The organism is Streptomyces sp. ISL-1 (genome assembly GCF_018614585.1).
Lineage (GTDB): Bacteria > Actinomycetota > Actinomycetes > Streptomycetales > Streptomycetaceae > Streptomyces > Streptomyces maoxianensis.
In genome coordinates this window covers 56,534-82,882 of sequence record NZ_JAGGOI010000003.1, presented here as the reverse complement: position 1 = coordinate 82,882, position 26,349 = coordinate 56,534, and the positions used below count along the sequence as shown (strand labels likewise).

Sequence of the window (26,349 nt, the reverse complement as noted above, 5' to 3'; positions counted from 1 at the left end):
GCCCCACAGACGAAAGGATCCCCCGGACACTCGACAACAGACAGGGGGAGTTCTACGTGAGACGCACAGCAGTGCTCGGCTCGGCCGGCACTCTGGTCGCGGGCACCCTCATAGCGGGCGCCATCGCGGCTCCGGCGGCAAGTGCCGAAGGCCGCAACAGCGGTTGGTCCGAGGCACGCGGTGTTCAGGTCGCCGCCGAGCGGGCCGCCAAGAAGGGCATCGACTGGACGGACTGTCCGGCGGACTGGGGCATCGCCAAGCCCATCCAGTGCGGCTGGGTGAGCGTTCCGCTCGACTACGCCCGGCCGAACGGCAAGCAGATCAAGATAGCCGTCGACCGGATCGGCAACACCGGTTCCCAGGCCGATCGCCAGGGCGCCCTGGTGTACAACCCGGGCGGTCCCGGCGGCTCGGGCATGCGCTTCCCGACCCGGGTCACGAACAAGAACCCGCTCTGGGCCAACACCGCCAAGGCGTACGACTTCGTGGGCTTCGACCCGCGGGGAGTCGGCCACTCGACGCCGATCTCCTGTGTCGACCCGCAGGAGTTCGTCAAGGCGCCGAAGGCCGACCCGGTGCCCGACAGCGATGCCGACAAGGCCGCCCAGCGCAAGCTCGCCGCGGAGTACGCGGACGGGTGCGCCGAGCGCAGCGGCTGGATGCTGCCGCACATGACCACGCCGAACACCGCGCGCGACCTGGATGTCCTGCGGGCCGCTCTCGGTGAGAAGAAGCTCAACTTCCTGGGCGTCTCCTACGGCACGTACATCGGCGCGGTCTACGCGACGCTCTTCCCCGGCCATGTCCGCCGGATGATCGTCGACAGCGTCGTCAACCCGTCGCGGGAGAAGATCTGGTACGAGGCCAACCTCGACCAGGACGTCGCCTTTCAGATGCGCTGGGACGACTGGAAGGCCTGGGTCGCCAAGAACGACGCGGCCTTCCACATCGGGGACACCCCCGAGAAGGTCGAACAGCAGTGGCTGAAGCTGCGGGCCACCGCCAAGAAGAGCCCGCTCGGCGGGGTCGTCGGACCGGCGGAGCTCATCAGCTTCTTCCAGAGCGCTCCGTACTACGACTCCGCCTGGGCGCCCGTCGCCCAGACCTGGAGCAAGTACGTCGCCGGTGACACCCAGGCACTGGTTGACGCCGCGGCGCCTGACCTGTCAGACACCGCGGGCAACATTGCCTCGGAGAACGGCAACGCCGTCTACACGGCCGTCGAGTGCGCGGACGCCAAGTGGCCGACCAACTGGCGCAAGTGGGACCGGGACAACACCCGGCTCCACCAGGACTACCCCTTCATGACGTGGGCCAACGCCTGGATGAACCTCCCGTGCGCCACCTGGTCGTCCAAGCAGCAGACCCCGCTGTACGTCAAGTCGGGCAAGGGCCTGCCGCAGGTGCTCATCGTGCAGTCGACCCGTGACGCCGCCACTCCCTTCGAGGGCGCCGTCGAGCTGCACAAGCGGCTCAAGGGCTCGCGGCTGATCATCGAGAAGGACGCCGGCTCGCACGGTGTGACCGGCCTGGTCAACCCGTGCATCAACCAGCGGGTGGACGCCTACCTGCTCACCGGCAAGCTGGACAGCAGCGATGTGACGTGCGCTCCGCACGCCACCCCGAAGCCGTAAGGCACAGCGAAACGGGGGAGGGGCGGCCGGTCACGGCCGCCCCTCCTTCGCGTCCGGCCCGGCTCACCGCGTTCCGTTCAGCCAGGAGTCCTCCGCCGCGTAGTCGAACCAGTCCTCCTTGTACTTCTGGAGGTTGCTGAAGATCTCGCGCCAGTCCCGGCCGTCGAGCTGCCGGGCGAGCCACTCGACGGTGGCCGGCAGAGCCGCGGCGTAGCTCGTGACGGGCCGGTAGCCCAACTCCCGTTCGGCCGCCGTCATGTCGTACACGATCGGACGGTCCAACCCCCACGGGGTGAGCCCCACCGTGCCCACCGGCGCGGGACCGTCGAGGAGTACGGTCTCGCTCGTCACACCCAGCGCCGCGTCGACTCCCGCGCTGATCTCCAGGACCGTGGGCACGTCCGGATCACCGGCGTTGAGCACCCGCGAGCCCGGCTTCGCCGCCGCCAGGCGGATCAACTCGGCGAGATTGCCCACATGGACGGGGTGGAAGCGGGAGCGCCCGTTGTACGAGAGGATGCGCACCGGCCGCCGGTCCAGCGCCCGCTTCACGAAGAACAGCTCGCGCGGACCACGGCAATACGGTCCGTGGATCGCGCCCGCGCGCAGCAGCGTCGTCGGCAGCACGGCGCCGGCCGCCAGCAGATCCCGCTCCAGAGCCACCTTCCGGGTGCCGTAACTCGCCTCCCCGGGCGACACGGTGGCCTGCGTCTCCGGGATCGGTACCGGGTAGGCCGGAAAGCCGTCGGGCTCGTCCTGGGTGTCGAAGCTGCGACCCTTGTCGTCCTCGTACACCGCGCCGCTGGAGATCACCACCGCCGAGCCGATCCGGTCCGCGAGGCCCTTCAACTGCCGGGCGTGGCCCGGTCCGTAGGCCACCATGTCCACCAGCACGTCACAGCCGTCGCCGAGCACGGCGGCCAGCGCCGCATCGTCCTCCCGGTCGGCCCGCAATGCCCGCACCTCGTCGGGCCAGTCCTCGTCCCGGCCGCCGCCGCGGGACACCGCCCGCACCTGCCAGCCGTCCCGGGCGAGCGCGCGCACCGCGGCCCGCCCCACCTGTCCGGTCGCTCCCAGCACCACTGCGCTTCCCGTCGTCATGACAGGCACGCTAGGCGGCCGACGGACGCCGGGCACAGAGGAGTTCGCCGAGCGCGGATCCGCTCTCAGCTTCTGCGCCGCGGGAACCTCTTCGGCTGCTCCAGCTCGGCCTTGACGTCGGCTGCGTAACGGTCCACGTACTCCTGGCCGGACAGTTCGAGAATCGCGTACATGATCTCGTCGGTGACGGCCCGGATCGCCGCCTTCTCGTTCTCCATGCCCGCGAACCGAGAGAAGTCGAGCGGCTCCCCGAATCGCACGGTGACCCGCTTGATCTTCGGCAGGGCCTGTCCGGGCGGCTGGATCTCGAACGTCCCGACCATCGCGCACGGCACCACCGGAGCCTGCGCCCTGATCGCCATCACGGCGACGCCGACCTTGCCCTTGTAGAGCCTGCCGTCGTGCGATCGTGTGCCCTCGGGATAGATCCCCAGCAGCTCGCCCTTGCTGAGCACGCCGAGCCCCTCGCGGATCGCCGCCTTCCCGGCTTCCTTGCCGGAGCGGTCCACCGGGATCTGACCGGCGCTGCGGAAGAACGCCGCGGTCAGCCTTCCCTTCAGCCCCGGTCCGGTGAAGTACTCAGCTTTGGCCAGGAAGGTGATGCGTCGTTTGATGATCGCCGGCATCAGGAAGTGGTCCGAGAACGACAGATGATTGCCCGCGACGATCGCCGCGCCCTCGGCCGGAATGTGCTCGAGTCCCTCGATCCTGGGCCGGAACAGTAACCGCAACAGCGGCCCCAGAAGGACGTATTTGAGCACGTAGTAGAACACGTGGGGCGCTCCTCACTCCGCAGGACCTGCTCCGGGGCCACGTTGTGCCAGGTCATCGGGGATGCCGGGAGGGATCAGTGTAGGTGCAGGCATCGCCACGTGTAAGCGTCTGCGATCAGACATATCCTGACTCGATCCCGATCCTCCTGACGTCATGTCAGACGTCCTGACGGTTCGGGCGGGTGCGCTGGGGGCGTGGCGAGACCCGACCCGGTGATCATCACGTACGTCGCCGTCACCAGCAGCACCGTCACCAGCGGCAGCACCGGCCGGCGTACGGCGCCGTGGGGCATCCACGCGCCCAGCCCCTGCCCGCCGTCCGTGGACCATACGGAGGCCCGCACCCAATGACCCGTAGGGCGCCGGCGGAGCTGTTTGCCGAGGGCGGGCCCGGGCACTCGCCCGGCAGGAGATATCGGCAGAGTCGATCGACAGAATCGAGGGGACAGGCCAGTGGGCACACCTCCGAACGATCCGGTCCCGCCCAGCCCGACGCCCGCGCCGGGACCCGGAGGGCCACAGCCAGGGCCCCTGCCCGGCCCCGTGCCCCCGCCCGGTGGGCCCGATCCCGTGCCCCCGGCCCCGCCCCGGCCCGAGCCGGACCCACCCGCGCCGACGCCACCCCCGGAGCCGCGGCCCCACCCGGGTCCGCTGCCAGGGCCGATCCCGGCACCTGAGCCCACCACCTGAATCCGGCCGGAGAGCCGCCGCTCCACTGGAGGAGGCCATGACCGCGACCGACGCACTCGGGCGCTACCGCGGCAAACGCGACTTCTCGAAGACCGCGGAGCCCAAGGGCGGCCGCGACGGCCGGACCGAGCAGCCCATTTTCGTCGTGCAGATTCATGACGCGAGCACCCTGCACTTCGACTTCCGGCTGGAGGCCGACGGGGTCCTGAAGTCGTGGGCGGTCCCCAAGGGACCGTCCAGCAACCCCCATGACAAGCGTCTGGCCATGCCGACCGAGGACCATCCCCTCGAGTACGCGGACTTCGAGGGCGTCATCGCGGAGGGCGAGTACGGCGGCGGAACCGTCATCGTCTGGGACGCGGGGACCTGTCGCAACCTCACCAGGGACAAGCGGGGCCGGGAGATTCCGCTCGCCGAAGCCCTGGACCGCGGCCACGCCTCGTTCTGGCTGGACGGCGTCAAACTCCGCGGCGGCTACGCACTGACCCGCATCCGCACCAAGAAGGACGAAGGCCGCGAGGCATGGCTGCTGGTCAAGGAGGCCGACCGGTACGCATCCACCCACGGCACTCCCGCGCCGACGCGGGCCCGCTCGGCGCTCACCGGCCGCACCCTCAAGCAGGTGGCTGCCGAGGCCGCGGCGAAAGGCTCGTGATGAATACATTGCTGGATCGCCTGCCCGCCGGGCAGCGCGACCGCGTACGGCCCGTGACGCACGGGGCGGCCGGACGGGTGGCCGAACAGCCCACGGAAAGGTCGGCACCGGCTACGACACCAAGACCATCATCGAGCTGCGCCGAGTGGACCCGCGCCGGCATGCTGCGCCACCCCCGATTCCTGGGACTGCGCGACGACAAACGCGCCGCCGACGTGGTCCGCGAGCTACCCGTGGGAGGACCCCGATGAGCCCCGCACTTGAGGTACCGGCCGGGCGCCGCACCGTACGGATCAACCGGCCGGACAAGGTGCTGTTCCCCGGCGAGGGAATCACCAAGGCCGACCTCGCGGAGTACTACCGAACCGTCGCCCCGCGCATGCTGCCGAAGCTGCGGGGGCGGCCGCTGATGATGGAGCGCCACCCGGACGGCATCGACGGCCCGTCGTTCATGCACAAGGACGTGCCGGGTCACTTCCCCGACTGGATCCACCGGGCCGAACTGCCCAAGGAGGACGGCACCGTCACGTACGTGCTCTGCGACGACACGGCCACCCTGGTCTATCTCGCCGACCAGGCATGCATCACTCCGCACCGCTGGCTGTCCAGGGCCGACCGCCCTGACCACCCCGACCAGCTGGTGTTCGACCTCGACCCGCCCGGGGACGACTTCACTCCCGTACGCGAAGCCGCCCGGGCGCTGCACCATCTCCTGGAGGAACTGAAGCTGCCGTCGGCGGTGATGACCACGGGCAGCCGCGGACTGCATGTCGTGGTGCCTCTGGACCGCCGAGCCCCCTTCGACGATGTACGCGACTTCGCTCGCGACGTTGCCGATCTGCTCGCCGCACGTCACCCCGACGCCCTCACCACCGCGCCACGGAAGCAGGCCAGGCGTGGTCGCCTCTACCTCGATGTCCAGCGCAACGCCTACGGACAGACGACCGTCGCGCCCTACGCCGTACGTGCTCGGCCCGGCGCTCCGGTCGCCACGCCGCTGGCCTGGCCGGAGGTCGACGATCCGGACCTCGACGCCCGCCGCTGGACGATGAAGACCGTCCCGGACCGCCTGGACAGCGACCCCTGGCAGGACACCCTGCGCCGAGGCCGCTCACTTGCCCCTGCCCGCCGCCGGCTGGCCGCGCTTACGGACGGGGACGGTTGAGGTCACTCGGCGACCTCGGTCCGTTCCCACCACTCGTAGACGGGCAGGCGTCCCTCAGGGCCTTCCTGATGCCGCGGAGTGAGCTTGAAGTGCTCGTACCCGCCGCGGTGTGGAATCTTCAGCTCTTGTCCGGGAGGGGTGATCGGAACGACCCGCTCGGGCAGATCGTCCGGGCCACCCTCTAGGACTGCCTTTGTAGCCATATCCCCAGTGTCCTACCCGCTCGGCCACCCGCACATCGGGATACCCGGCCGATACTGGCCGCCGGACGCGCCGACTCGCCGGGCGTGGCCGACGATGGAAGGAGTCGGGAGGCTTCCATGGATTACCCAGAGAGCTACGAATTGATATTTCAGGCGTCCGCTGTCGAGGACGACGTCGTGATCGTCCGGCGCACCGACAAGGCGGGAGCGGGCGGGTATCCGATCTACGAGGACGAGACGGGGATCGTACGCGCGGAGATCAGCGACCGGGGCGAGGTACGGATGGTCGCCAGCGGCGGCCACCAAGTGCTCAGGACACCGGTGAAGGCACGCTCGCTCAGCTCCTGAACCCGCCCACTGCGGGACGGCCGGCTTGCTCCGGACGGGCGACGTGTTGCGGTCTTGGGGAGCCGCGGTCACTCTGGTGTGTGACCCAGAAGCGACATGCGCTCACTCTTCGCACTCGGGGGTCCGCAGCCGAAGAGGTGACCAGGTCGCGGTGAGGAGTAACGGTCATGCACGTCACGACCGCCTGCCGCTACACCTTGGAAGTGCAGGCATCCATAGAGCGGATCCCCCAGATCCGGCGCATTCTCTCAGCGCACCTTCGGTACTGGAGCCTCGAGCACCACGTCACAGCAGTCTGTCGCGCTGTCGACGAACTCGTCGGCAACGTCGTGCAGCACGTCGACGGCGACAAGACATGCGTGGTGGAACTGCGCTGGACGGGAAGGCACCTGATCGCGTCCGTGGCGGACAATGACCGCCGGATGCCGCGGGTGACCAGTTCCTGCCCGACGAAAGGCGGGCTCGCCACGGTCGCGTTCCTCAGTGACAGCTGGGGCACATGCGGCACCGCCACCGGCAAGGTGGTCTGGTTCAGCAGGCGGGTCAAGGAGGTCCAGCACATTCTGCGGTCCTCGCCCGTCCCGAAGCTGCCCACGCGCGAGTTCAAGCCCCTGCCGCTGGAGACTGCGCTGAGCCGCGAGGGCCCGGACGCGCACGAGAACATCCGGGAGCGGGACCGCGTCCGCGTCGCGGCACTCGGCTGACGAGCGAGCCGTACGGGCGAAACACCTCGCCCGTACGCGCTGTCCGGCAGCGTGGCGGCTTGCCTGCGCCGGCATCGACAGGTGCCCTGGCCATCTGCCCGGCCCGGCCTCCCGGCCTCCGCGTCGGCCCCTTACAGCCAGGAGCACCGGGTGCACCGCACCGCAGCCTTCGCCGCAGCCGCCCTGCTCACCCTCGCCACGGCCATTCCCGCGTACGCCGCCGGCGGCGAGCCCGGCCCGCCGCGAGGCCTGTTCCTGACGGTGTCGGGCAGCCAGAACACCTGGATCCGCGGCGTGCTGCTGCACTGTTCTCCGCGACCCGGCGGGGCGCACCCCGATCCCGTCGCCGCCTGCGAGGCGCTCGCCGCCGCACGCGGGGATCTGGACCGGCTGCCCGGCAATCCGCATCCATGCGTCAAGACGTTCGACCCGGTCACGGTCGAGGCCACCGGGGTCTGGCGGGGCAGACCCACGGCCTGGCACAAGACGTATGCCAACGCGTGCGAACTCGACGCGGCGACCGGAGAAGTCTTCGACTTCTGAATCCGCTGCTTCCGCTGTCTCCCCTCGGGGCGGCCTGCCCGGCACGCCGCTTCAGTTGCCGCGCGAAGCGATCACCCCGATCGTCACCAGGCCGAGAACAACCCAGCCGAACCAGAGCCAGCCATTGCTTCCGAGTGCCGCCGTGTAGGCCGTCACGACCACCAGGGTCCCGACGGTGAGCACTCCCATCACCTTCGTGGATCCGGACATGCGCGCCCTCCTCCGACGGCCACGGCCGTCGTGCTCATCGTCACCCGTGAGGAGGGCCTTGCGCTACTGCCCGGCTACTGTCCGCGCGCTTGGAGCGAGGCAAGATACGCGTTGTACGCCACGAGCTCCTTGTCGCCGTCCCGGTCCGCGGCACGGTCCATGCGCCTCGCCTCCCGCTGCTCGGAGCGGTACCACTGGAAAACCAGCGCGACCAGCACCAGCACGGAAGGGATCTCGCTGAACGCCCAGGCGATGCCGCCGGCCGCGTTCTGATCGGCGAGCGCGTCGATGCCGAGCGAAGCCGGCGGATTCTCGTACGCCTTGATCATCGGCTCGGTCGCCATCATCAGCGCGATGCCGAAGAAGGCGTGGAACGGCATGCCCGCGAAGAGCTCCAGCATCCGCATCACATAGCCCGGCCGGTGCGGCCCCGGGTCCACGCCCATGATCGGCCAGAAGAACACCAGACCGACCGCGAGGAAGTGCACCATCATCGCCACATGCCCGGTCTTGGACCCCATCAGGAAGTCGAACAGGGGCGTGAAGTAGAGCGCGTACAGGCTCGCGATGAAGAGCGGGATCGTGAAGACGGGGTGCGTGACGATCCGCATGAAGTGGCTGTGCAGCAGGGAGAGCAGCAGCTCACGCGGGCCCTTGCTGCCGCGGCGCGAGGCGACCGGCAGCGCGCGCAGCGCCAGCGTCACCGGCGCTCCCAGCAGCAGCACGATGGGGGAGAGCATGCTGATCACCATGTGCTGCACCATGTGCACGCTGAACATGACCATGCCGTAGTCATTGAGCTTGGTACACATCACCAGTGCCACGCTCAGCACGCCGACGGTGAAGAAGACGATACGGCTGACCGGCCAGCTGTCGCCGCGCCTGCGCAGCCGCAGCACACCCCAGCCGTACAGACCGAGCCCGAGCAGACAACCGATGAGGAAGAAGGGGTCCGGTGAGAGTTCGAGCGCCCGCCCCAGCGTGAACGGCGGCAGATCCATCGTCATGCCGTGCCCGCTGTGATCCATCCACCGGCTCCTGTTTCGTACTGGGTTGTCCGCTTGTCCGGACCAGAGTAGAACTGCCCCCGGCCGCGCCTGCGGCCGGGGGCAGTTCATTCAGTTATGCGCGATTTCAGCCAAGCATGATTTCAGCTGTGGCGATCTCAGTAATGGCGATTTTCAGAGCACGCACTCGGCCTCGGCGTAGCGATCGGCCGGGACGGTCTTCAGCGTCTCCACGGCCTGGGCCAGCGGCACCATGGTGATGTCGGTGCCGCGCAGCGCCGTCATCATGCCGAACTCACCGCGGTGCGCGGCCTCCACGGCATGCCAGCCGAAGCGGGTGGCGAGGACCCGGTCGTACGCGGTCGGCGTACCGCCGCGCTGGACGTGGCCCAGGATCACCGGCCGGGCTTCCTTGCCGAGCCGCTCCTCCAGCTCGATCGAGAGCTGCCGGGCGACGCCCGCGAAGCGCTCGTGCCCGTAGACGTCCTTGCGGCCCTCGTCCCACTGCATCGAGCCCTCACGGGGCTTGGCACCCTCCGCGACCACGACGATCGCGAACTTCTTGCCCGCCGAGAAGCGATCACCGACCCGCTCCGCCAGCTCGCCGATGTCGAACGGCCGCTCCGGGACGACGATGGCGTGCGCTCCCGCCGCCATGCCGGAGTGCAGCGCGATCCAGCCGGTGTGCCGTCCCATGACCTCGACGATCAGCACACGCTGGTGCGATTCGGCGGTGGTCTTCAGCCGGTCGAGCGCCTCGGTGGCGACCCCGACCGCGGTGTCGAAACCGAAGGTGACGTCGGTCGACGAGATGTCGTTGTCGATGGTCTTGGGTACGCCGACGATCGGCAGGCCGCTCTCGGAGAGGAGGTTGGCGGCCTTGAGGGTGCCTTCGCCGCCGATCGGGATGATCGCGTCGAGACCCAGCTCGGCGACATGTCCCTTGGCCCGCTCCACACCGTCGCGCAGATGAGCCGGCTGGACCCGCGAGGAGCCGAGAATCGTGCCGCCGCGGGCCAGGATGCCGCCTACCGCGTCAAGATCGAGCTTGCGGTAGTCGCACTCCAGAAGGCCCTTCCAGCCGTCGTGGAAGCCGATGACCTCGTCGCCGTGGTCGACGACGGCGCGGTGCACGACGGAACGGATGACGGCGTTCAGACCGGGGCAGTCGCCGCCGGAGGTGAGCACACCAATGCGCATAGCGCGAAGAACCTTTACAACGTGGGCCGACTCCCGGACCACGTCGTCCGGTTCGATCCCCGCCACCCTACCGGCGCGGGGTGACGGGGCCGAACCGGGCGTCCGAGGCGTGGACGCCCGGCTGTCAGGCGGGCTGCGCCGCGGCTGCGATGCGCTCGGCGCGCAGCGACTCGTACCACCGGTCGTCCGTAGGCGGCAGCGCGTTCACATCGAGCGCCAGCTTCAGCAGCAGGTCCGCGATCTGCGGGTTGCGGGCCATCACGGGACCGTGCATGTAGGTGCCGAACACCGTCTCGTTGTACGCGCCCTCGGTTCCGTCGCCCGTGCCGTTGCCGCGGCCGAGGATCGTGCGGGCGAGCGGGCGGGCCGACGGGCCGAGATGCGTGATGCCCTGGTGGTTCTCGAAGCCGGTCAGCTGCGGCAGCCCCAACTGCGGGTCGATGTCGGCCAGTACGTCGCCGACGCACCGCTCGCCCTCGCCGCGCGTGGAGACCACGTCGATCAGACCGAGACCCGGCTCACGCTCGCCGAGGTCGTTGACGAACTCATGGCCGAGGATCTGGTACCCGGCACAGACCGAGAAGATGATCGCGCCGTTGGACGCGGCCCGGCTGAGCCCGCCGTCGCGGCGCAGCCGCTCGGCCGCCAGCCGCTGCGGCCGGTCCTCGCCGCCGCCGATCAGATAGATGTCGCCGGAGGTGGGGACCGGCTGGTCGCTGCGTACGTCGATACGCATCACGTCCAGGCGGCGCTGCCGGGCCCGGCGCTCGACGACGAGGGCGTTGCCCTGGTCGCCGTAGGTGCTGAGCAAGTCCGGGTAGACCCAGACCAGACGCAGGCTGTTATCGCTCATGCTCATGTCCTTTTCGGATCCGCGGTCAGTTGCCGACGCGGCGGCGCACGTCCTGGAAGGCGGTGTAGTTGGCGATCAGCTCGATCCGCCCGGGCGGGGCGTGCTGCACGGCCTCGTCGACGGTCTCGCACACCCGGAAGTCCAGGCCCGCGACTTCGAGCCGCACTGCCAGGTCCAGCCGGCGGTCGCCGATCACGAGGATCGGGTGGCCGGCGAGCCGGGTGTAGTCGACATCCCAGAGCCAGGAGGTGTCCGTGCCGTCGGCGCCACGGGCGTTGACCGACAGGATGACCGGGGTCGGCGGCGGGTCGATCAGGGAAAACGTTTCGAGCCAGCCGGCCGGGTTCTTCGCCAGCAGCAGGCGCAGATCGCGGTTCAGGTAGGAGACGACGTCATAGCGGCCGGCGACGGCCTGCACGGAGTACATGCGCTCCAGGGCGACCTGCGGCGGCACGCCGAAGCAGGCGGCGACCGCGGCGGAGGTCGCGGCGTTCGCCCTGTTGGCGCGGCCCGGCAGCTGGAGGTGGATCGGCCAGGCCGAGCCGTGCGGATCCAGGACGTGATCGCCGCTGAGCACCCAGCTCGGGGCGGGCCGGCGGAAGCCGCACTCGGCGCAGAACCAGTCGTCGCCGGGCCGCTGCATCACTCCGCCGCAGGACGGGCAGGACCAGGCGTCGTCCTTCCACTCCTGGCCGGCGGCCACCCACACCACATTGGGCGACGAGGACGCGGCCCACACGATCAGCGGGTCGTCGGCGTTGGCGATGACCATGGCCTTCGTACCGGAAAGCCCCTCACGCCACTGCTCGGCGAGCATCCTGGTCTCGGCCGCGCGGTCCAGCTGGTCGCGCGAGAGGTTGAGCAGCGCGATCGCCTTCGGAGTCACATCGCGGGCGACGCCTGCCAGATACTTCTCGTCGACCTCGATCACACCGAACTTGGCGTCGGAGCCGCCGGCCAGCGCCGATGTGATGCCCGCGGGCATGTTGGCGCCGAGCGCGTTGGAGACGACAGGGCCGCTGGCCCGCAGAGCCTCGGCGATCAGCCGGGTCGTCGTGGTCTTTCCGTTGGTCGCCGACACAAGGACGACGTCCAGGTGCTGCGCCAGCCGCCCCAGCAGATCGGGGTCGAGCTTGAGCGCGACCCGGCCGCCGATCACTGATCCGCTGCCACGTCCGGCGGCGCGCGACACCGCTGCCGCAGCCTTGCCTGCCGTCACGGCCAGCTTGGCGCGCGGCGTCAGGGGCTCAGAGTTGGCTGACATCGTCCTTGATCCTCCTTGCATTGGTCCGGCCCAGCCTATCGAGGTCCGGTCGGACGCCCGTACGTCGGCACCGCCGGAAAACGTGGAGGTCACGCGGGACCGTACGCTTACGGCCATGCGAAACCGGCCGATCCCCGGCAGTTCCGGACTCGTGAGGGCCATGAGCCTGCTCGGAGATCCGGTGCTGCACGCCCCCTGCGAGACCGTCAGCGACTTCTCGGCCGGGCTGAACAAGCTCATCGAGGACATGTTCGCGACGATGTACGCGGCCCAGGGAGTGGGCCTCGCGGCGAACCAGGTGGGGATACCTCTGCGGGTGTTCGTCTACGACTGCCCCGACGACGAGGACGTCCGCCATCTCGGACACATCGTCAACCCCCGCCTGGTGGAGGCGGACGGGGTCACGATGCGCGGCCCGGAGGGCTGCCTCTCGCTGCCGGGGCTGGAGGCCGGGACGGAGCGCTGCGACCACGCGGTGGTGGAGGGTGTGACGTCGGACGGTGCGCCGGTGCGGGTGGAGGGCACCGGCTTCTTCGCGCGGTGCCTTCAGCACGAGTGCGACCACTTGGACGGGCTGGTCTATCCCGACCGGCTCAGGGGCTGGCGCCGCGCGAAGACACTGCGCGCGGCGCGCAGGGCAGGGCTGACATTCAGCCCGTCCGGCGATTGAGGACCGGGGTCCGGGGCGGAGCCCCGTCGAGGCCCTAGAAGCCAGGGCCGCCGGCGCGGTCGCTCGCCGCCGCCAGGCGGCCCCAGAGCAGATCGGCCAGGCAGCGCACCAACTCGGCGCGGGAGCAAGGGCGTTCGCTCAGCCACCAGTCGCCCGCCCCGTGCATCATGCCGACGATGCCGTGGCCCCACACCCGCGCCAGTTGCTCGCTGCCGGGGCCCAGGTCGACCCGGTCGTAGATCACCTTCGCCAGTTCCTCGCCGAGCCTGCGCAGCAGCGGCGCCGAGTGGCGGCCGACGTCGAAGCCCGCCTCCGACGGCTGGGTGTCCTCGGCGGGATGCATCAGGAAGCGGTAGACCTGCGGGCGGGCCTCGATCGCCGCGAGATACGTGTCGAGCGTGGCCTCGACCCGCTCCCGGCGCTCCGCGGGCGCGTCGACGGCAGCACGCAACGCGTCCAGCAGCGCGTCGGTGTGGCGCTTGGCGAGAGCCCGGTAAAGACCGCCCTTGTCGCCGAAGTGCCGGTACAGGATGGGCTTGGTGATGCCCGCCTCGGCGGCGATGGCGTTCATGGAGGCCTGCGGGCCGTCCCGGAGCACCACTCGGTCCGCCGCCTCGAGCAGCTCCCGGCGCCGCTGGTCGGCCGGCCTCTGCTGGCCCGCCGCCTGCTGTGTGGTCTCCATACTGGTGTCTCCCCACCCGAGCGATTGCGTAACGCCTGCGCAACGTAACACCCTGACCGCCTGTCCAGGTCAACCGGCCAGGGCCGGTTGACATGCGCTACTTGCCAGTAACACACTTCGGTTACCGCAAGTAACACCCAAGAATCACCGTAGTGCTGGAGGCGACATGGCCGAGTTCACGCTCGAACTCAACGACGACCAGAAGCAGGTCCGCGATTGGCTGAACGGCTTCGCCAAGGACGTGATCCGCCCGGCCGCCGCCGAGTGGGACGAGCGTGAGGAAACTCCCTGGCCGGTGATCCAGGAAGCGGCCAAGGTGGGAATCTACTCCCTCGACTTCTACGCCCAGCAGTTCTTCGACCCGACCGGACTCGGCATCCCGATGGCGCTGGAGGAGCTCTTCTGGGGCGACGCCGGCATCGCCCTGTCCATCGTCGGCACCGGGCTCGCGGCCGTCGGCGTCCTCGCGAACGGCACCGAGGAGCAGATCGGCACCTGGATCCCTCAGATGTACGGCGACGTGGACGACGTCAAGGTCGCGGCCTTCTGCTCCTCCGAGCCGGACGCGGGCTCCGACGTCGGGGCGATGCGCACCCGCGCGGTCTATGACGAGGCCAAGGACGAATGGGTGCTGAACGGCACCAAGACCTGGGCGACCAACGGCGGCATCGCGGGCGTCCATGTCGTGGTCGCCGTCGTCGACCAGGAACTCGGCTCCAAGGGCCACGCCTCCTTCATCGTCCCTCCGCAGACCCCTGGCCTCTCGCAGGGCCAGAAGTTCAAGAAGCACGGCATCCGCGCGTCCCACACCGCCGAGGTGGTCCTTGAGGACGCCCGCGTCCCCGGGCACTGCCTGCTCGGCGGCAAGGAGAAGCTCGACGAGCGCCTCGCCCGGGCGCACGAGCGGGCCAAGGCGGGCGGCGAGCGAGTGAAGAACGCGGCCATGGCCACCTTCGAGGCGTCCCGCCCGGCCGTCGGCGCGATGGCAGTGGGCACCGCCCGCGCCGCGTACGAGGTCGCCCTCGACTACGCCACGACCCGCAGCCAGTTCGGCCGCCCGATCATCGACAACCAGGGCATAGCCTTCCAACTGGCCGACATGCGCACTCAGATCGACGCCGCGCGGCTGCTGGTGTGGCGCGCCTCCTGGATGGCGGCGACGGGCAAGCCCTTCACCTCCGCCGAGGGCTCCATGTCCAAGCTGTACGCCTCCGAGACGGCGAAGAAGGTCACGGCGCAGGCCATCCAGATTCTGGGCGGCAACGGCTTCACTCGCGAGTACCCGGTCGAGCGCATGCACCGCGACGCCGCGATCTACACGATCTTCGAGGGCACCAGCGAGATCCAGCGCCTGGTGATCGCCAGGACTCTGTCGGGCATGCCGATCCGCTAGCGCGGTGGCGTGCTCTTCGTGCAGCCGGGGCTCCGCCCGGACCAGGTACGCCCCCTACGCCTGCGGGCGTAGGGGGCGCTGTACTCAATCGCCGGACGGGCTGAAACGAGGTCAGGCGGCGAGGAGCGCCTCGATCGCGGCGACGACCTCCGCGGCCTCGGGCTCCGTGGTCGGCCGGATCCGGGCCACGACCTGGCCGTCCTTGCCGATGAGGAACTTCTCGAAGTTCCACTGGATGTCGCCCGCCTCGCCGTCGGCGTCCGCGACCTTCGTCAGCTCCTCGTACAGCGGGTGCCGGTCGGCCCCGTTCACATCCGTCTTCTCCAGCATCGGGAAGGTCACACCGTAGGTCGCCGAGCAGAAGGACTGGATCTCCTGCGCGCTGCCCGGCTCCTGGCCCGCGAACTGGTTGCACGGCACGCCCAGAACGCTGAACCCCTGGTCGCCGTACTCCTTCTGCAGTCGCTCCAGACCGGCGTACTGCGGGGTCAGCCCGCACTTGGAGGCGACGTTCACCAGCAGGACGGCCTTGCCCTGGTAGTCGGCGAGCGAGGTGGGCTCACCGGTGAGCGTGCGCAGCGGAATGTCGTACAGGGTCATGGAAATCTCCTCAGGGGCAGGCAATCGACGTTCATTGTGAACTCCAAGGACGGAAGAGACCTTCCTGCACGACCGATACGAGGAGATTGCCCCCTCGGTCGTAGATACGGCCGCGCGCCAGCCCCCGCCCGCCCGTGGCGATCGGCGACTCCTGGTCGTACAGAAACCACTCGTCCGCGCGGAAGGGCCGGTGGAACCACATCGCGTGGTCCAGAGATGCCATGTCGAACCCGCGCTTGCCCCACAGCGGCTCCACCGGGATGCGGACGGCGTCGAGGAGCGTCATGTCGCTCGCGTAGGTCAGCGCGCAGGTGTGCACCAGCGGGTCGTCGCCGAGGGGCCCGACCGCGCGCATCCACACCGCGCTGCGCGGGTCCGCCTCCTTGATCTCCTCCGGGGTCCAGCGCAGCCGCTCGGCATAGCGGATGTCGAAGGGCTGGCGGCGGGCCATCCGCTCCAGCGACTCGGGCAGCTCGCCCAGATGCTCACGGATCTCCGTGGTGACCGTGGGAAGGGTCTCGGGGTCCGGGAAGTCCAGACGCGGCGGCAGCTGGTGCTCGATGCTGCCCTCCTCCGGCCGGTGGAAGGAGGCGGTCAGATTGAAGATGGTCTTGCCCTGCTGCACCGCCGTGACCCGGCGGGTGGTGAACGACCGGCCGTCCCGCACGCGCTCGGCCTGGTAGACGATCGGCACCCCGGGGATGCCCGGGCGCAGGAAGTACGCGTGCAGCGAGTGAACCGGCCGTTCGCCGTCGGTGGTGCGGCCGGCCGCGACCAGCGCCTGTCCCGCCACCTGACCGCCGAAGACCCGTTGCAGGGACTCCTCCGGGCTGCGCCCGCGGAAGATATTGACCTCGATCTGCTCCAGGTCGAGCAGATCGACCAGGCGCTCGGCCGGGTTCGTCATCGAGTGTTCTCCTGTGTTCCCGGTGTCAGAGCTGGCCGACGGCGGTGACGCGCACGACGGCACGGCCTTCCTCGTCGGAGGCCGCAAGATCGACCTCCGCGCTGATACCCCAGTCATGGTCGCCGTTCGGATCGGCGAAGATCTGCCGGACTCGCCACAGTCCGTGCTGCGCGTCCTCCTCGATGAGCAGCAGCTTCGGGCCGCGCGCGTCGGGCCCGGTGCCCAGGTCCTCGTACTCGTCCCAGTACTTGTCCATCGCCTCGCCCCAGGCATCCGCGTCCCAGCCGGACTCGGCGTCCAGCTCGCCGAGCTTGCCGACCTGGTCCAGCGCGGCCAGCTCGACCCGGCGGAACATGGCGTTGCGGACGAGCACCCGGAAGGCGCGGGCATTGGCCGTGACCGGTTTGACCTGGTCGGCCTTCTCCTGGGCCTGCTCGGCAGTCTCGACCTCCGGGTTGGCGAGCTGCTCCCACTCGTCCAGCAGGCTGGAGTCGACCTGCCGCACCATCTCGCCGAGCCAGGCGATCAGATCCTCGAGATCCTCGGACTTCAGATCGTCCGGGATGGTGTGCTCCAGCGTCTTGTACGCGTTCGCGAGATAGCGCAGCACGATGCCCTCGGTGCGGGCGAGCTCGTAGTGGGAGGTGAACTCCGTGAAGGACAGGGCACGTTCGTACATGTCGCGGATGACCGACTTCGGCGAGACCGGGTGGTCGCCGACCCACGGGTGGCTCTTGCGGTAGACGTTGTACGCGTGCCACAGCAGCTCTTCCAGCGGCTTGGGGTACGAGACCTCCTGGAGCCGCTCCATCCGCTCCTCGTACTCGACACCGTCGGCCTTCATCGCGCCGATGGCCTCGCCGCGCGCCTTGTTCTGCTGCGCGGCGAGGATCTGGCGCGGATCGTCCAGTGTCGACTCGACGACCGACACCATGTCCAGGGCGTACGAAGGCGATTCGGGGTCGAGCAGCTCGAAGGAAGCCAACGCGAAGGTGGACAGCGGCTGGTTGAGCGCGAAGTCCTGCTGGAGATCCACCGTCAGCCGGACGATCCGGCCTTCCGCGTCCGGCTCGTCCAGCCGCTCGACAACGCCGCCGTCGAGAAGCGAGCGGTAGATGGCGATCGCCCGGCGGATGTGGCGGAGCTGGTTCCTGCGCGGCTCGTGGTTGTCCTCCAGGAGCCGGCGCATCGCGTTGAAGGCGTTGCCCGGGCGGGCGATGACCGACAGCAGCATGGTGTGTGTGACCCGGAAGCGGGAGGTCAGCGGCTCGGGATCGGAGTCGATGAGCTTGTCGAAGGTGGTGTCCGACCAGGCGACGAAGCCCTCGGGCGCCTTCTTGCGGACGACCTTGCGGCGCTTCTTCGGGTCGTCGCCCGCCTTGCTGAGAGCCTTGTCGTTCTCGATGACATGCTCGGGCGCCTGGGCGGCGACCAGACCGGCAGTGTCGAAGCCGGCCCGGCCCGCGCGGCCGGCGATCTGGTGGAACTCACGGGCGCGCAGGGTGCGTACACGAGTGCCGTCGTACTTGGTGAGGGCGGTGAACAGCACCGTGCGGATGGGGACGTTGACGCCGACGCCGAGGGTGTCCGTACCGCAGATGACCTTCAACAGGCCTGCCTGGGCCAGCTTTTCGACCAGCCGCCGGTACTTGGGGAGCATGCCGGCGTGGTGGACGCCGATCCCGTGCCGTACGAAACGGGAGAGATTCTGGCCGAACTTGGTGGTGAAGCGGAAGCTTCCGATCAGCTCGGCGATCTGGTCCTTCTCCTCACGCGTGCACATGTTGATGCTCATCAGCGACTGGGCCCGCTCCACGGCCGCCGCCTGCGTGAAGTGCACGATGTAGACCGGCGCCTGCTTGGTCTCGAGCAGCTCGGTCAGCGTCTCCGTGATCGGGGTGCGCCGGTACTCGTACGAGAGCGGGACCGGGCGGGACGCGGAGCGCACGACGGAGGTGGGACGGCCGGTGCGGCGGGTCAGATCCGCCTCGAAGCGGGAGACGTCGCCGAGGGTCGCCGACATGAGGATGAACTGCGCCTGCGGCAGCTCGAGGATCGGGATCTGCCAGGCCCAGCCGCGGTCCGGCTCGGCGTAGAAGTGGAACTCGTCCATCACGACCTGGCCGATGTCGGCGTGCTTGCCGTCGCGCAGGGCGATGGAGGCCAGCACCTCTGCTGTGCAGCAGATCACCGGGGCGTCGGCGTTGACGGACGCGTCGCCCGTCAGCATGCCGACGTTCTCGGTGCCGAAGAGCTTGCAGAGGTCGAAGAACTTCTCGGAGACCAGCGCCTTGATCGGCGCGGAGTAGAACGTGACCTTGTCCTGAGCCAGAGCCGTGAAGTGGGCACCCGCAGCGACGAGGCTCTTGCCGGAGCCGGTGGGGGTGGAAAGGATCACATTTGCCCCGGAAACCACCTCGATCAGCGCCTCCTCCTGAGCCGGGTAGAGCGTGATGCCCTGGCCTTCGGCCCACGACGAGAAGGCTTCGAAGAGGGCATCGGGGTCGGCATCCGGCGGCAGCTGATCGATAAGGGTCACGCCCCCCATCTTGCCTGCCTTCACCCCCGATAAGGGAACCGGACGGAGACGACAAGATCACGGGCGATACGCTGCGCTGTCAACTGGGCTTCACCACAAGAACAATGGGGCGGGAACGCACATGATGGGACCGGCGCACTCTCTGTCCGGGGCGGCTGCCTGGCTGGGGGTGGGCGCGGCGACCGCTGCCGCCGGCCACCCGATGCCGTGGCCGGTCCTCGTCGTCGGAGCGCTGCTCTGCGCCGGCGCGGCGCTGGCGCCGGACCTCGACCACAAGGCGGCGACGATCTCGCGGGCCTTCGGGCCCATCTCGCGCGGAATGTGCGAGGTCGTCGACAAGCTGTCGTACGCGGTCTACAAAGCGACGAAGAAACAGGGCGACAAGCGCAGGACGGGCGGCCACCGCACGCTCACCCACACCTGGCTGTGGGCGGTCGTGATCGGCGCGGGCACCTCCGCGCTGGCGATCACGGGCGGCCGCTGGGCGGTCCTCGTGATCCTCTTCATCCACCTGGTGCTCGCGGTCGAGGGCCTGCTGTGGCGGGCGGCGCGGGTCTCCAGCGACGTACTGGTGTGGCTGCTCGGCGCGACGAGCGCCTGGATCCTGGCCGACATCCTCGACAAGCCGGGCAACGGCGCGGACTGGCTGTTCACCGCCCCCGGTCAGGAGTATCTGTGGCTGGGCCTGCCGATCGTGCTCGGCGCTCTGGTGCACGACATCGGTGACGCGCTGACGATCTCGGGATGCCCGATACTGTGGCCGATCCCGGTGGGCCGCAAGCGCTGGTACGCGTTGGGGCCGCCCAAGCCGCTGCGGTTCAGGGCGGGCAGCTGGGTGGAGATGAAGGTGCTGATGCCGGTGTTCATGCTGCTGGGCGGAGTGGGCGCGGCCGGGGCCCTGAACTTTATTTAGGGACCCGGGGCGGGGGCTCCGCCCCGGGTCCGGGCGGGAGCCCCCACTGCGTGGGCCCTGTCACCCGTGCCAGGATCGCCACAGCGCCGCGTACGCGCCCCCGGCCGCCACCAGTTCGTCGTGGCTGCCCAGTTCGCTGATCCGGCCCTCCTCCACCACCGCGATCACATCCGCGTCGTGCGCCGTGTGCAGGCGGTGGGCGATGGCCACCACCGTGCGGCCGGCCAGGACCCTGGAGAGCGAGCGCTCCAGATGGCGGGCCGCGCGCGGGTCGAGCAGTGACGTCGCCTCGTCCAGGACCAGCGTGTGCGGGTCCGCGAGGACCAGCCGGGCCAGCGCGATCTGCTGGGCCTGGGCCGGTGTGAGGGCGAGGCCGCCCGAGCCGACCTCGGTGTCCAGGCCGTCGTCCAGCGCCCGCGACCAGCTGTCCGCGTCGACCGCTGCGAGCGCGGCCCACAACTCCGCGTCCGATGCGCCGGTACGGGCCAGCAGCAGGTTGTCGCGCAGTGAGCCCACGAACACATGGTGTTCCTGGTTGACCAGCGCCACATGCTCACGGACCCGCTCGGCGGGCATCTTGGCCAGCTCCGCGCCCCCGAGCGTGATCTGTCCCGCGCGCGGTGCGTAGATGCCCGCGAGCAGCCGCCCGAGCGTGGACTTCCCGGCGCCCGAAGGACCGACCAGGGCCAGCCGGGTGCCCGGTTCGACGTTCAGCGTCACCCGGTGCAGCACGTCGACGCCCTCGCGGTAGCCGAAGTGCACCGTGTCGGCGCGTACTTGGCGGCCGTCCGGCACGACACCCGCGTCGCCGGCATCCGGCTCGATGTCGCGTACGCCGACCAGCCGGGCGATCGACACCTGGGCGACCTGGAGTTCGTCGTACCAGCGCAGGATCAGGTTGACCGGGTCGACCAGCATCTGCGCGAGCAGGGCGCCCGTCGTCAGCTGCCCGACGCTGATCCAGCCCCGCAGCACGAAGACGCCGCCGATCAGCAGCACCGAGCAGAGGATCGTCAGATGCGTCACGTTGATCACGGGGAAGAGCACCGACCGCAGATAGAGCGTGTAACGCTCCCACGCGGTCCACTCCTTGATCCGCTGCTCGGACAGCGCCACCCGGCGTCCGCCGAGGCGGTGCGCCTCCACCGTCCGCCCGGCGTCCACGGTCTCGGCCAGCATGGCGGCGACCGCCGCGTATCCGGCGGCCTCGGAGCGGTACGCGGAGGACGCCCGCCTGAAGTACCAGCGGCAGCCGATCACCAGCACCGGGACGGCGACGAGCACCGCGAGGGCCAGCGGTGGCGCGGTCACCGTGAGCGCGCCGATCAGCAGCGCAGCCCACACCACGCCGATCGCCAGCTGCGGCACGGCCTCGCGCATCGCGTTGGCCAGCCGGTCGATGTCGGTGGTGATGCGGGAGAGCAGATCACCCGTGCCGGCCCGCTCAAGCACACCGGGTGGCAGCCCGACCGACCGCACAAGGAAGTCCTCGCGCAGGTCGGCCAGCATCTCCTCGCCGAGCATCGCGCCACGCAGCCGCATCAGCCGTACGAACACGGTCTGCACGACCAGCGCAAGGGCGAACAGGGCGGCGGTGCGCTCCAGATGGAGCTCGCGGGCCCCGTCCGCCAGGTCCTCTACAAGTGAGCCGAGCAGATACGGGCCGACCATCGAGGCGATCACCGCGACCGCGTTGGCCAGGACGAGCAGCACGAAGGCCCGGCGGTGCCGTCGCAGCAGTTCGCTGACATAGGCCCGCACGGTCGCCGGGGATCCGACGGGCAGGGTTGCCGCCGTCTCCGGGGCCGCCGGGTCGTACGCCGGTGGCGCCATGCCGATCATGCCGACTCCTCGATCTCTTCCAGCGCTCTCAGCTCGTCGTCGGCATCGATGCCGACGAGCTGCTCTTCCTCAGTCTCGCGGGTGACGACCGCGCGGTATTCGGCGTTGCTGTGCAGCAGTTCGCGGTGCACGCCGACCGCCGCCACCTCGCCTTCGTGCACGAACACCACCCGGTCCGCGTGGTCGAGCAGCAGCGGTGAGGAGGCGAACACGACCGTGGTGCGGCCGGCCCGCAGCTCACTGACTCCCTGCGCGATCCGCGCCTCCGTGTGCGAGTCCACGGCCGACGTGGGCTCGTCCAGCACCAGCACCTCGGGATCGGTCACCAACGAACGTGCCAGGGCCAGCCGTTGGCGCTGCCCGCCGGACAGCGAGCGGCCGCGCTCGGTGATCCGCGTCCGCATCGGGTCCCCCGAGTCCTCCGCCGAGGCCTGTGCGAGAGCCGCCAGTACGTCACCGCACTGCGCGGCCCTCAGCGCCTCCTCGGCACTCACCTCACCCGAGGCCGGCACGTCCAGCAGCTCCCACAGCGTCCCGGAGAGCAGCACCGGGTCCTTGTCCTGTACGAGGACACAGGTCCGCGCCCCATCGAGCGGCAGGTCGTCCAGCGCCACCCCGTCCAGCAGGACGGAGGGGCTCTTCTCCTCCTCGGCGGCATGACCGCCGAGCCGCTCGGCGAGCAACCCGGCCGCGTCCGGGTCGCCGCACACGACGGCGGTGAACCTGCCCGCCGGGGCCAGCAGACCGGTGGCGGGGTCGTAGAGGTCCCCGGCCGGAAGGGCGGCATGGTCAAGGCTGCCGCGATCGCCCTCGTACGCGGTCCGCTCCAGCGAGAGCACCCGGGCCGCCCGCGTCGCGGAGGGGCGCGAGAAGGAGTACGCCATGGCGATCTCCTCGAAGTGCCGCAATGGATACATCAGGAGCGTGACCGTGCTGAAGGCGGTGACCAGCTCGCCGACCTCGACCCGGCCGTCGCGGGCGAGCCCCGCGCCGTACCAGACCACCGTGATCAGCAGCAGACCCGGCAGCAGCACCTGGATCGCCGAGATGAGCGACCACATGCGGGCGCTGCTGACGGCGGCCGTGCGCACCTCCTGGGAGGCCCGGCGGTAGCGGCCGAGAAACAGCTCCTCGCCGCCGATGCCGCGCAGCACCCGAAGGCCCGCCACGGTGTCCGAGGCGAGTTCGGTGGCCTTGCCCGCCTTCTCGCGCTGGATGTCGGCGCGCCGGGTGGCCCGCGGGAGCAGTGGCAGCACGGCCAGGGCAAGCACCGGTACGCCGACGGCGACCACGATGCCCAGTGCCGGTTCGTACAGGACCAGTCCGACGCAGACCAGGACCACAGTGACGGCGGCCGCGGCGAAGCGCGAGACGCCCTCCACGAACCAGCCGATCTTCTCGACGTCGCCGGTGGAGACCGCTACCACCTCGCCGGCGGCGACCCTGCGGGTCAGCGCCGAGCCCAGTTCCGCCGTCTTGCGTGCGAGGAGTTGCTGGACGCGTGCCGCGGCGGTGATCCAGTTCGTGACGGCGGTGCGGTGCAGCATCGTGTCGCCCAGGGTGAACGCCACGCCGCACAGCACGATGAGCGCGCCGGCGAGCGCGAGTCGGACGCCGGAGCGGTCCACGACCGCCTGCACGGCCTGGCCGACGCCCAGCGGCAGCCCGGCGACACCGCAGAAGTGCAGCAGCCCCCAGGCCAGCGACTTGAGCTGGCCGCCCAGCTGATTCCGCCCGAGCCACAACAGGAATCGCGGCCCTGACCTGGCATCGGCCACACCGGGGTCGGGATACGGAAGATCGCGAATCTGCATGACGTCCCAGTGCTCGGAAGTTGGGCGGAAACCGTGCAAGGTTCGCCTTTCGGAGCCCCGTCCCGCAATCGATTTTTGTGCCGCGGGACACACAACACGCCAAGATCGCTGCTACGACCGCTGTCACGAGGGCACCGCTTGCCCCATCAGACAGGGGCTTGACCGAGTCCACGCCGAGGCTGCCTGAAGGTGAGCCGCGCCGGCTTGTCAGCAGTCCGGCCCCGGCCCGTCGACCAGGGTGGAAAGCAGCCCGCCGAGCACTTCGCGCTGGTCGGCGGTCAAAGGAGCCAGGATGTCCTCGGCGGCCGCGCGGCGCGCGTCACGCAACGCCCTGAGCGTGGCGCGGCCGGTGTCGGTGAGCTCGATCCGGATCACCCTGCGGTTGGTCGGGTCGGGGGCGCGGCGGACGCGGCCACTCGCCTCCAAGCCGTCCACCAGGCTGGTCACGGCTCGGGGGACCACCTCCAGGCGGGCGGCGAGATCGGCCATCCGTGGCGGCTCGTCGTAATGCGCGAGGGTGCGCAGCAGCCGGGACTGGGCGGGGGTGATCGCGATGTCGGCCGACTCCAGCTGCCGCTTCTGGCTGCGGTGGAGCCGTCGGCTCAGCCGCAGCAACTGCTCGGCCAGCAGGCCGTCGGGGTCGGGGAGCCCTGAAAATAGCCCTGAAGATGAGGACAGCATGTGGGAACAATATCAGGATCAGACTCATTGTGAAGTTAGGTAACAATGAGCTATGCTCCCAAAATCTTGGCTGTCCCACACCGTCGAACCCTTGTCGAAGGAGCCCATGCGCCTCCATACCGAGTCCAGCTGGACACCACCGCCACGTGATCGGGAGCAGCCGCCCGCCGAGGTGCGGCGGATCCTGTGGCTCTTCCATCCCTACCGAGGCCGCCTCGCGGTGGTCGGCCTGCTTGTGGGCGCCGCCTCGCTCGTCTCGGTCGCCTCCCCCTTCATGCTGCGCGAGATCCTCGACACCGCGATCCCGCAGGGCCGCACCGGCCTGCTCAGCCTGCTCGCCCTCGGCATGATTCTCACAGCGGTGATGACGAGTGTCTTCGGCGTGCTCCAGACGCTGATCTCCACCACCGTCGGCCAGCGCGTCATGCACGATCTGCGCACCGCCGTCTACGCCCAGCTGCAGCGGATGCCGCTCGCATTCTTCACCAGGACCCGCACCGGAGAGGTCCAGTCGCGCATCGCCAACGACATCGGCGGGATGCAGGCGACGGTGACCTCCACGGCGACCTCCCTGGTCTCCAACCTCACGGCGGTGGTCGCCACCGTCGTCGCGATGCTGGCGCTGGACTGGCGGCTCACCGCCGTCTCGCTGCTCCTGCTGCCTCTGTTCGTCTGGATCAGCCGCCGCGTCGGCCGCGAGCGCAAGAAGATCACCACGCAGCGCCAGAAACAGATGGCCGCCATGGCGGCCACCGTCACCGAGTCGCTCTCCGTCAGCGGCATCCTGCTCGGCCGCACGATGGGCCGCGCCGACTCGCTGACCAAGTCCTTCGCCGAGGAGTCCGAGCGCCTCGTCGACCTCGAAGTGCGCTCCAGCATGGCCGGGCGGTGGCGGATGTCCACCATCGGCATCGTCATGGCCGCCATGCCCGCCCTGATCTACTGGGCCGCCGGCTTCGCGCTCCAGTCCGGCGGGCCCCAGATATCGATCGGCACGCTCGTCGCCTTCGTCTCGCTCCAGCAGGGCCTGTTCCGCCCGGCCGTGAGCCTGCTCTCCACCGGAGTGCAGATGCAGACCTCGCTAGCCCTCTTCCAGCGGATCTTCGAGTACCTCGACCTGCCGGTCGACATCACCGAGCCCGAAAAGCCGGTCCGGCTGGAGAAGATCAGCGGCGAAGTGCGGTTCGAGCACGTCGACTTCGCGTACGACGACACGCAGACCCGGCCGACCCTCGACGGCATCGACATGACCGTGCCCGCGGGCGGCAGCCTCGCCGTCGTCGGGCCCACCGGCTCCGGCAAGTCCACGCTCAGCTATCTGGTGCCCCGGCTGTACGACGTAACCCGGGGCAGAGTCACCATCGACGGAGTCGACGTACAGGACCTCGACTTCGACACCCTCGCCCGGGCCGTGGGAGTCGTCTCCCAGGAGACGTATCTCTTCCACGCCTCCGTCGCCGAGAATCTGCGCTTCGCCAAGCCGGACGCCACCGAGGCGGAGATCGAGGCGGCCGCGCGCGCCGCGCAGATCCATGACCACATCGCGTCACTGCCCGATGGCTACGACACCCTGGTCGGCGAGCGCGGATACCGCTTCTCCGGAGGCGAGAAGCAGCGCCTCGCCATTGCCAGGACGATTCTGCGCGACCCGCCCGTCCTCATCCTCGACGAGGCGACCAGCGCCCTCGACACACGTACCGAGTACGCGGTGCAACAGGCGATCGACGCGCTCTCCGCGGGCAGGACCACCATCACCATCGCCCACCGGCTCTCCACCGTCAGGGACGCCGACCAGATCGTGGTCCTCGACGCGGGGCGGATAGCCGAGCGCGGCAGCCACGACGAGTTGATCGAGCGGGACGGCCGTTATGCCGCTCTGGTGCGCAGGGACGCGCAGTTGACCCCGGTCGCACCCTGACCGACCGACGCACCCTGACGGACCGGCATCCGCTGGGGTA

General features: G+C 69.7%; 26 protein-coding genes. 11 read left to right on the top strand and 15 right to left on the bottom strand.

Annotation, left to right across the window (positions count from 1 at the left end; genetic code table 11):
- Positions 1 to 56 precede the first annotated feature (56 nt).
- A complete protein-coding gene (locus J7E87_RS01490) occupies positions 57 to 1,634 on the top strand; it encodes an alpha/beta hydrolase (protein ID WP_215089086.1) in 1,578 nt (525 codons plus the stop codon).
- A 63-nt stretch (positions 1,635 to 1,697) separates the two neighbouring features.
- On the opposite strand, the gene J7E87_RS01485 is transcribed toward J7E87_RS01490, so the two are convergent.
- Both J7E87_RS01485 and J7E87_RS01480 read right to left on the bottom strand, forming a co-directional pair.
- Positions 1,698 to 2,735, bottom strand: coding sequence for an NAD(P)-dependent oxidoreductase (locus J7E87_RS01485; RefSeq protein WP_215089085.1), 1,038 nt, complete (start codon positions 2,733 to 2,735; stop codon positions 1,698 to 1,700).
- A 65-nt stretch (positions 2,736 to 2,800) separates the two neighbouring features.
- Entirely contained in the window at positions 2,801 to 3,508 is a 708-nt protein-coding gene (locus J7E87_RS01480; protein ID WP_215089084.1) for a 1-acyl-sn-glycerol-3-phosphate acyltransferase, read from the bottom strand.
- Positions 3,509 to 3,703: 195 nt separating this feature from the next.
- Here J7E87_RS01480 and J7E87_RS01475 point away from each other — a divergent pair, with 195 nt between their 5' ends.
- The 3 genes from J7E87_RS01475 to ligD all read left to right on the top strand — a co-directional run bounded on the left by J7E87_RS01475 (position 3,704) and on the right by ligD (position 6,018).
- A complete protein-coding gene (locus tag J7E87_RS01475; protein ID WP_215089083.1) occupies positions 3,704 to 3,859 on the top strand; it encodes a hypothetical protein in 156 nt (51 codons plus the stop codon).
- Between the two features lie 376 nt (positions 3,860 to 4,235).
- Positions 4,236 to 4,853, top strand: coding sequence for a DNA polymerase ligase N-terminal domain-containing protein (locus J7E87_RS01470; protein ID WP_215089082.1), 618 nt, complete (start codon positions 4,236 to 4,238; stop codon positions 4,851 to 4,853).
- 247 nt (positions 4,854 to 5,100) lie between these two features.
- Positions 5,101 to 6,018 carry a non-homologous end-joining DNA ligase gene (gene ligD, locus J7E87_RS01465; RefSeq protein WP_215089081.1) on the top strand — a complete coding sequence of 306 codons (918 nt, stop codon included), beginning with the start codon at positions 5,101 to 5,103 and terminating at the stop codon, positions 6,016 to 6,018.
- A gap of 2 nt (positions 6,019 to 6,020) precedes the next feature.
- On the opposite strand, the gene J7E87_RS01460 is transcribed toward ligD, so the two are convergent.
- Entirely contained in the window at positions 6,021 to 6,221 is a 201-nt protein-coding gene (locus J7E87_RS01460) for a DUF5988 family protein (protein WP_215089080.1), read from the bottom strand.
- 117 nt (positions 6,222 to 6,338) lie between these two features.
- Here J7E87_RS01460 and J7E87_RS01455 point away from each other — a divergent pair, with 117 nt between their 5' ends.
- The 3 genes from J7E87_RS01455 (at position 6,339) to J7E87_RS01445 (ending at position 7,816) form a co-directional block, all read left to right on the top strand.
- Positions 6,339 to 6,569 carry a DUF6296 family protein gene (locus J7E87_RS01455; protein ID WP_215089079.1) on the top strand — a complete coding sequence of 77 codons (231 nt, stop codon included), beginning with the start codon at positions 6,339 to 6,341 and terminating at the stop codon, positions 6,567 to 6,569.
- Between the two features lie 167 nt (positions 6,570 to 6,736).
- The gene (locus tag J7E87_RS01450; protein WP_215089078.1) at positions 6,737 to 7,273 is read left to right on the top strand and encodes an ATP-binding protein; all 537 of its coding nucleotides are present in this window, start codon (positions 6,737 to 6,739) and stop codon (positions 7,271 to 7,273) included.
- Positions 7,274 to 7,423: 150 nt separating this feature from the next.
- Complete coding sequence (locus tag J7E87_RS01445; RefSeq protein ID WP_215089077.1) at positions 7,424 to 7,816, top strand: SSI family serine proteinase inhibitor; 393 nt, start codon at positions 7,424 to 7,426, stop codon at positions 7,814 to 7,816.
- Between the two features lie 51 nt (positions 7,817 to 7,867).
- Here the strand turns inward: J7E87_RS01445 and J7E87_RS01440 are convergent, their stop codons facing one another.
- From J7E87_RS01440 to J7E87_RS01420, 5 genes are all read right to left on the bottom strand, one after another.
- Entirely contained in the window at positions 7,868 to 8,026 is a 159-nt protein-coding gene (locus J7E87_RS01440) for a hypothetical protein (RefSeq protein ID WP_215089076.1), read from the bottom strand.
- Positions 8,027 to 8,100: 74 nt separating this feature from the next.
- Positions 8,101 to 9,054, bottom strand: coding sequence for a cytochrome c oxidase assembly protein (locus J7E87_RS01435; protein WP_215089075.1), 954 nt, complete (start codon positions 9,052 to 9,054; stop codon positions 8,101 to 8,103).
- 153 nt (positions 9,055 to 9,207) lie between these two features.
- Entirely contained in the window at positions 9,208 to 10,233 is a 1,026-nt protein-coding gene (locus J7E87_RS01430) for a 6-phosphofructokinase (protein WP_215089074.1), read from the bottom strand.
- A 124-nt stretch (positions 10,234 to 10,357) separates the two neighbouring features.
- On the bottom strand, positions 10,358 to 11,086 hold the full coding sequence (locus tag J7E87_RS01425; RefSeq protein WP_215089073.1) for a type 1 glutamine amidotransferase: 729 nt from the start codon (positions 11,084 to 11,086) through the stop codon (positions 10,358 to 10,360).
- 25 nt (positions 11,087 to 11,111) lie between these two features.
- Positions 11,112 to 12,350 (bottom strand): MurT ligase domain-containing protein, encoded by a 1,239-nt coding sequence (locus tag J7E87_RS01420; RefSeq protein WP_215089072.1) that lies wholly within the window; start codon positions 12,348 to 12,350, stop codon positions 11,112 to 11,114.
- A 115-nt stretch (positions 12,351 to 12,465) separates the two neighbouring features.
- Here J7E87_RS01420 and def point away from each other — a divergent pair, with 115 nt between their 5' ends.
- Positions 12,466 to 13,020 carry a peptide deformylase gene (def, locus tag J7E87_RS01415; RefSeq protein ID WP_215089071.1) on the top strand — a complete coding sequence of 185 codons (555 nt, stop codon included), beginning with the start codon at positions 12,466 to 12,468 and terminating at the stop codon, positions 13,018 to 13,020.
- 34 nt (positions 13,021 to 13,054) lie between these two features.
- On the opposite strand, the gene J7E87_RS01410 is transcribed toward def, so the two are convergent.
- Positions 13,055 to 13,702, bottom strand: a complete 648-nt coding sequence (locus J7E87_RS01410; RefSeq protein ID WP_215089070.1) for a TetR family transcriptional regulator — start codon at positions 13,700 to 13,702, stop codon at positions 13,055 to 13,057.
- A 166-nt stretch (positions 13,703 to 13,868) separates the two neighbouring features.
- On the opposite strand from J7E87_RS01410, the gene J7E87_RS01405 reads away from it, so the two are divergent.
- Positions 13,869 to 15,095, top strand: a complete 1,227-nt coding sequence (locus J7E87_RS01405; RefSeq protein WP_215089069.1) for an acyl-CoA dehydrogenase family protein — start codon at positions 13,869 to 13,871, stop codon at positions 15,093 to 15,095.
- A 111-nt stretch (positions 15,096 to 15,206) separates the two neighbouring features.
- On the opposite strand, the gene J7E87_RS01400 is transcribed toward J7E87_RS01405, so the two are convergent.
- Genes J7E87_RS01400 through J7E87_RS01390 form a run of 3 tightly spaced genes read right to left on the bottom strand, consistent with a single transcriptional unit; the run spans position 15,207 to position 19,150 of the window.
- Positions 15,207 to 15,695, bottom strand: coding sequence for a glutathione peroxidase (locus tag J7E87_RS01400; RefSeq protein ID WP_215089068.1), 489 nt, complete (start codon positions 15,693 to 15,695; stop codon positions 15,207 to 15,209).
- Between the two features lie 31 nt (positions 15,696 to 15,726).
- On the bottom strand, positions 15,727 to 16,602 hold the full coding sequence (locus J7E87_RS01395) for an acyl-CoA thioesterase II (protein WP_215089067.1): 876 nt from the start codon (positions 16,600 to 16,602) through the stop codon (positions 15,727 to 15,729).
- Positions 16,603 to 16,627: 25 nt separating this feature from the next.
- A complete protein-coding gene (locus J7E87_RS01390) occupies positions 16,628 to 19,150 on the bottom strand; it encodes an RNA helicase (protein WP_215089222.1) in 2,523 nt (840 codons plus the stop codon).
- A gap of 112 nt (positions 19,151 to 19,262) precedes the next feature.
- On the opposite strand from J7E87_RS01390, the gene J7E87_RS01385 reads away from it, so the two are divergent.
- Complete coding sequence (locus J7E87_RS01385; protein WP_215089066.1) at positions 19,263 to 20,054, top strand: metal-dependent hydrolase; 792 nt, start codon at positions 19,263 to 19,265, stop codon at positions 20,052 to 20,054.
- Between the two features lie 60 nt (positions 20,055 to 20,114).
- Here the strand turns inward: J7E87_RS01385 and J7E87_RS01380 are convergent, their stop codons facing one another.
- The 3 genes from J7E87_RS01380 to J7E87_RS01370 all read right to left on the bottom strand — a co-directional run bounded on the left by J7E87_RS01380 (position 20,115) and on the right by J7E87_RS01370 (position 24,391).
- Positions 20,115 to 21,896, bottom strand: coding sequence for an ABC transporter ATP-binding protein (locus J7E87_RS01380; RefSeq protein ID WP_215089065.1), 1,782 nt, complete (start codon positions 21,894 to 21,896; stop codon positions 20,115 to 20,117).
- On the bottom strand, positions 21,893 to 23,710 hold the full coding sequence (locus J7E87_RS01375; RefSeq protein WP_215089064.1) for an ABC transporter ATP-binding protein: 1,818 nt from the start codon (positions 23,708 to 23,710) through the stop codon (positions 21,893 to 21,895). Before J7E87_RS01375 ends, J7E87_RS01380 begins: the two co-directional genes overlap by 4 nt.
- Positions 23,711 to 23,917: 207 nt before the next feature.
- Positions 23,918 to 24,391, bottom strand: coding sequence for a MarR family winged helix-turn-helix transcriptional regulator (locus J7E87_RS01370; protein ID WP_215089063.1), 474 nt, complete (start codon positions 24,389 to 24,391; stop codon positions 23,918 to 23,920).
- A 106-nt stretch (positions 24,392 to 24,497) separates the two neighbouring features.
- On the opposite strand from J7E87_RS01370, the gene J7E87_RS01365 reads away from it, so the two are divergent.
- A complete protein-coding gene (locus J7E87_RS01365; RefSeq protein ID WP_215089062.1) occupies positions 24,498 to 26,309 on the top strand; it encodes an ABC transporter ATP-binding protein in 1,812 nt (603 codons plus the stop codon).
- The last annotated feature ends 40 nt before the right edge of the window (positions 26,310 to 26,349 follow it).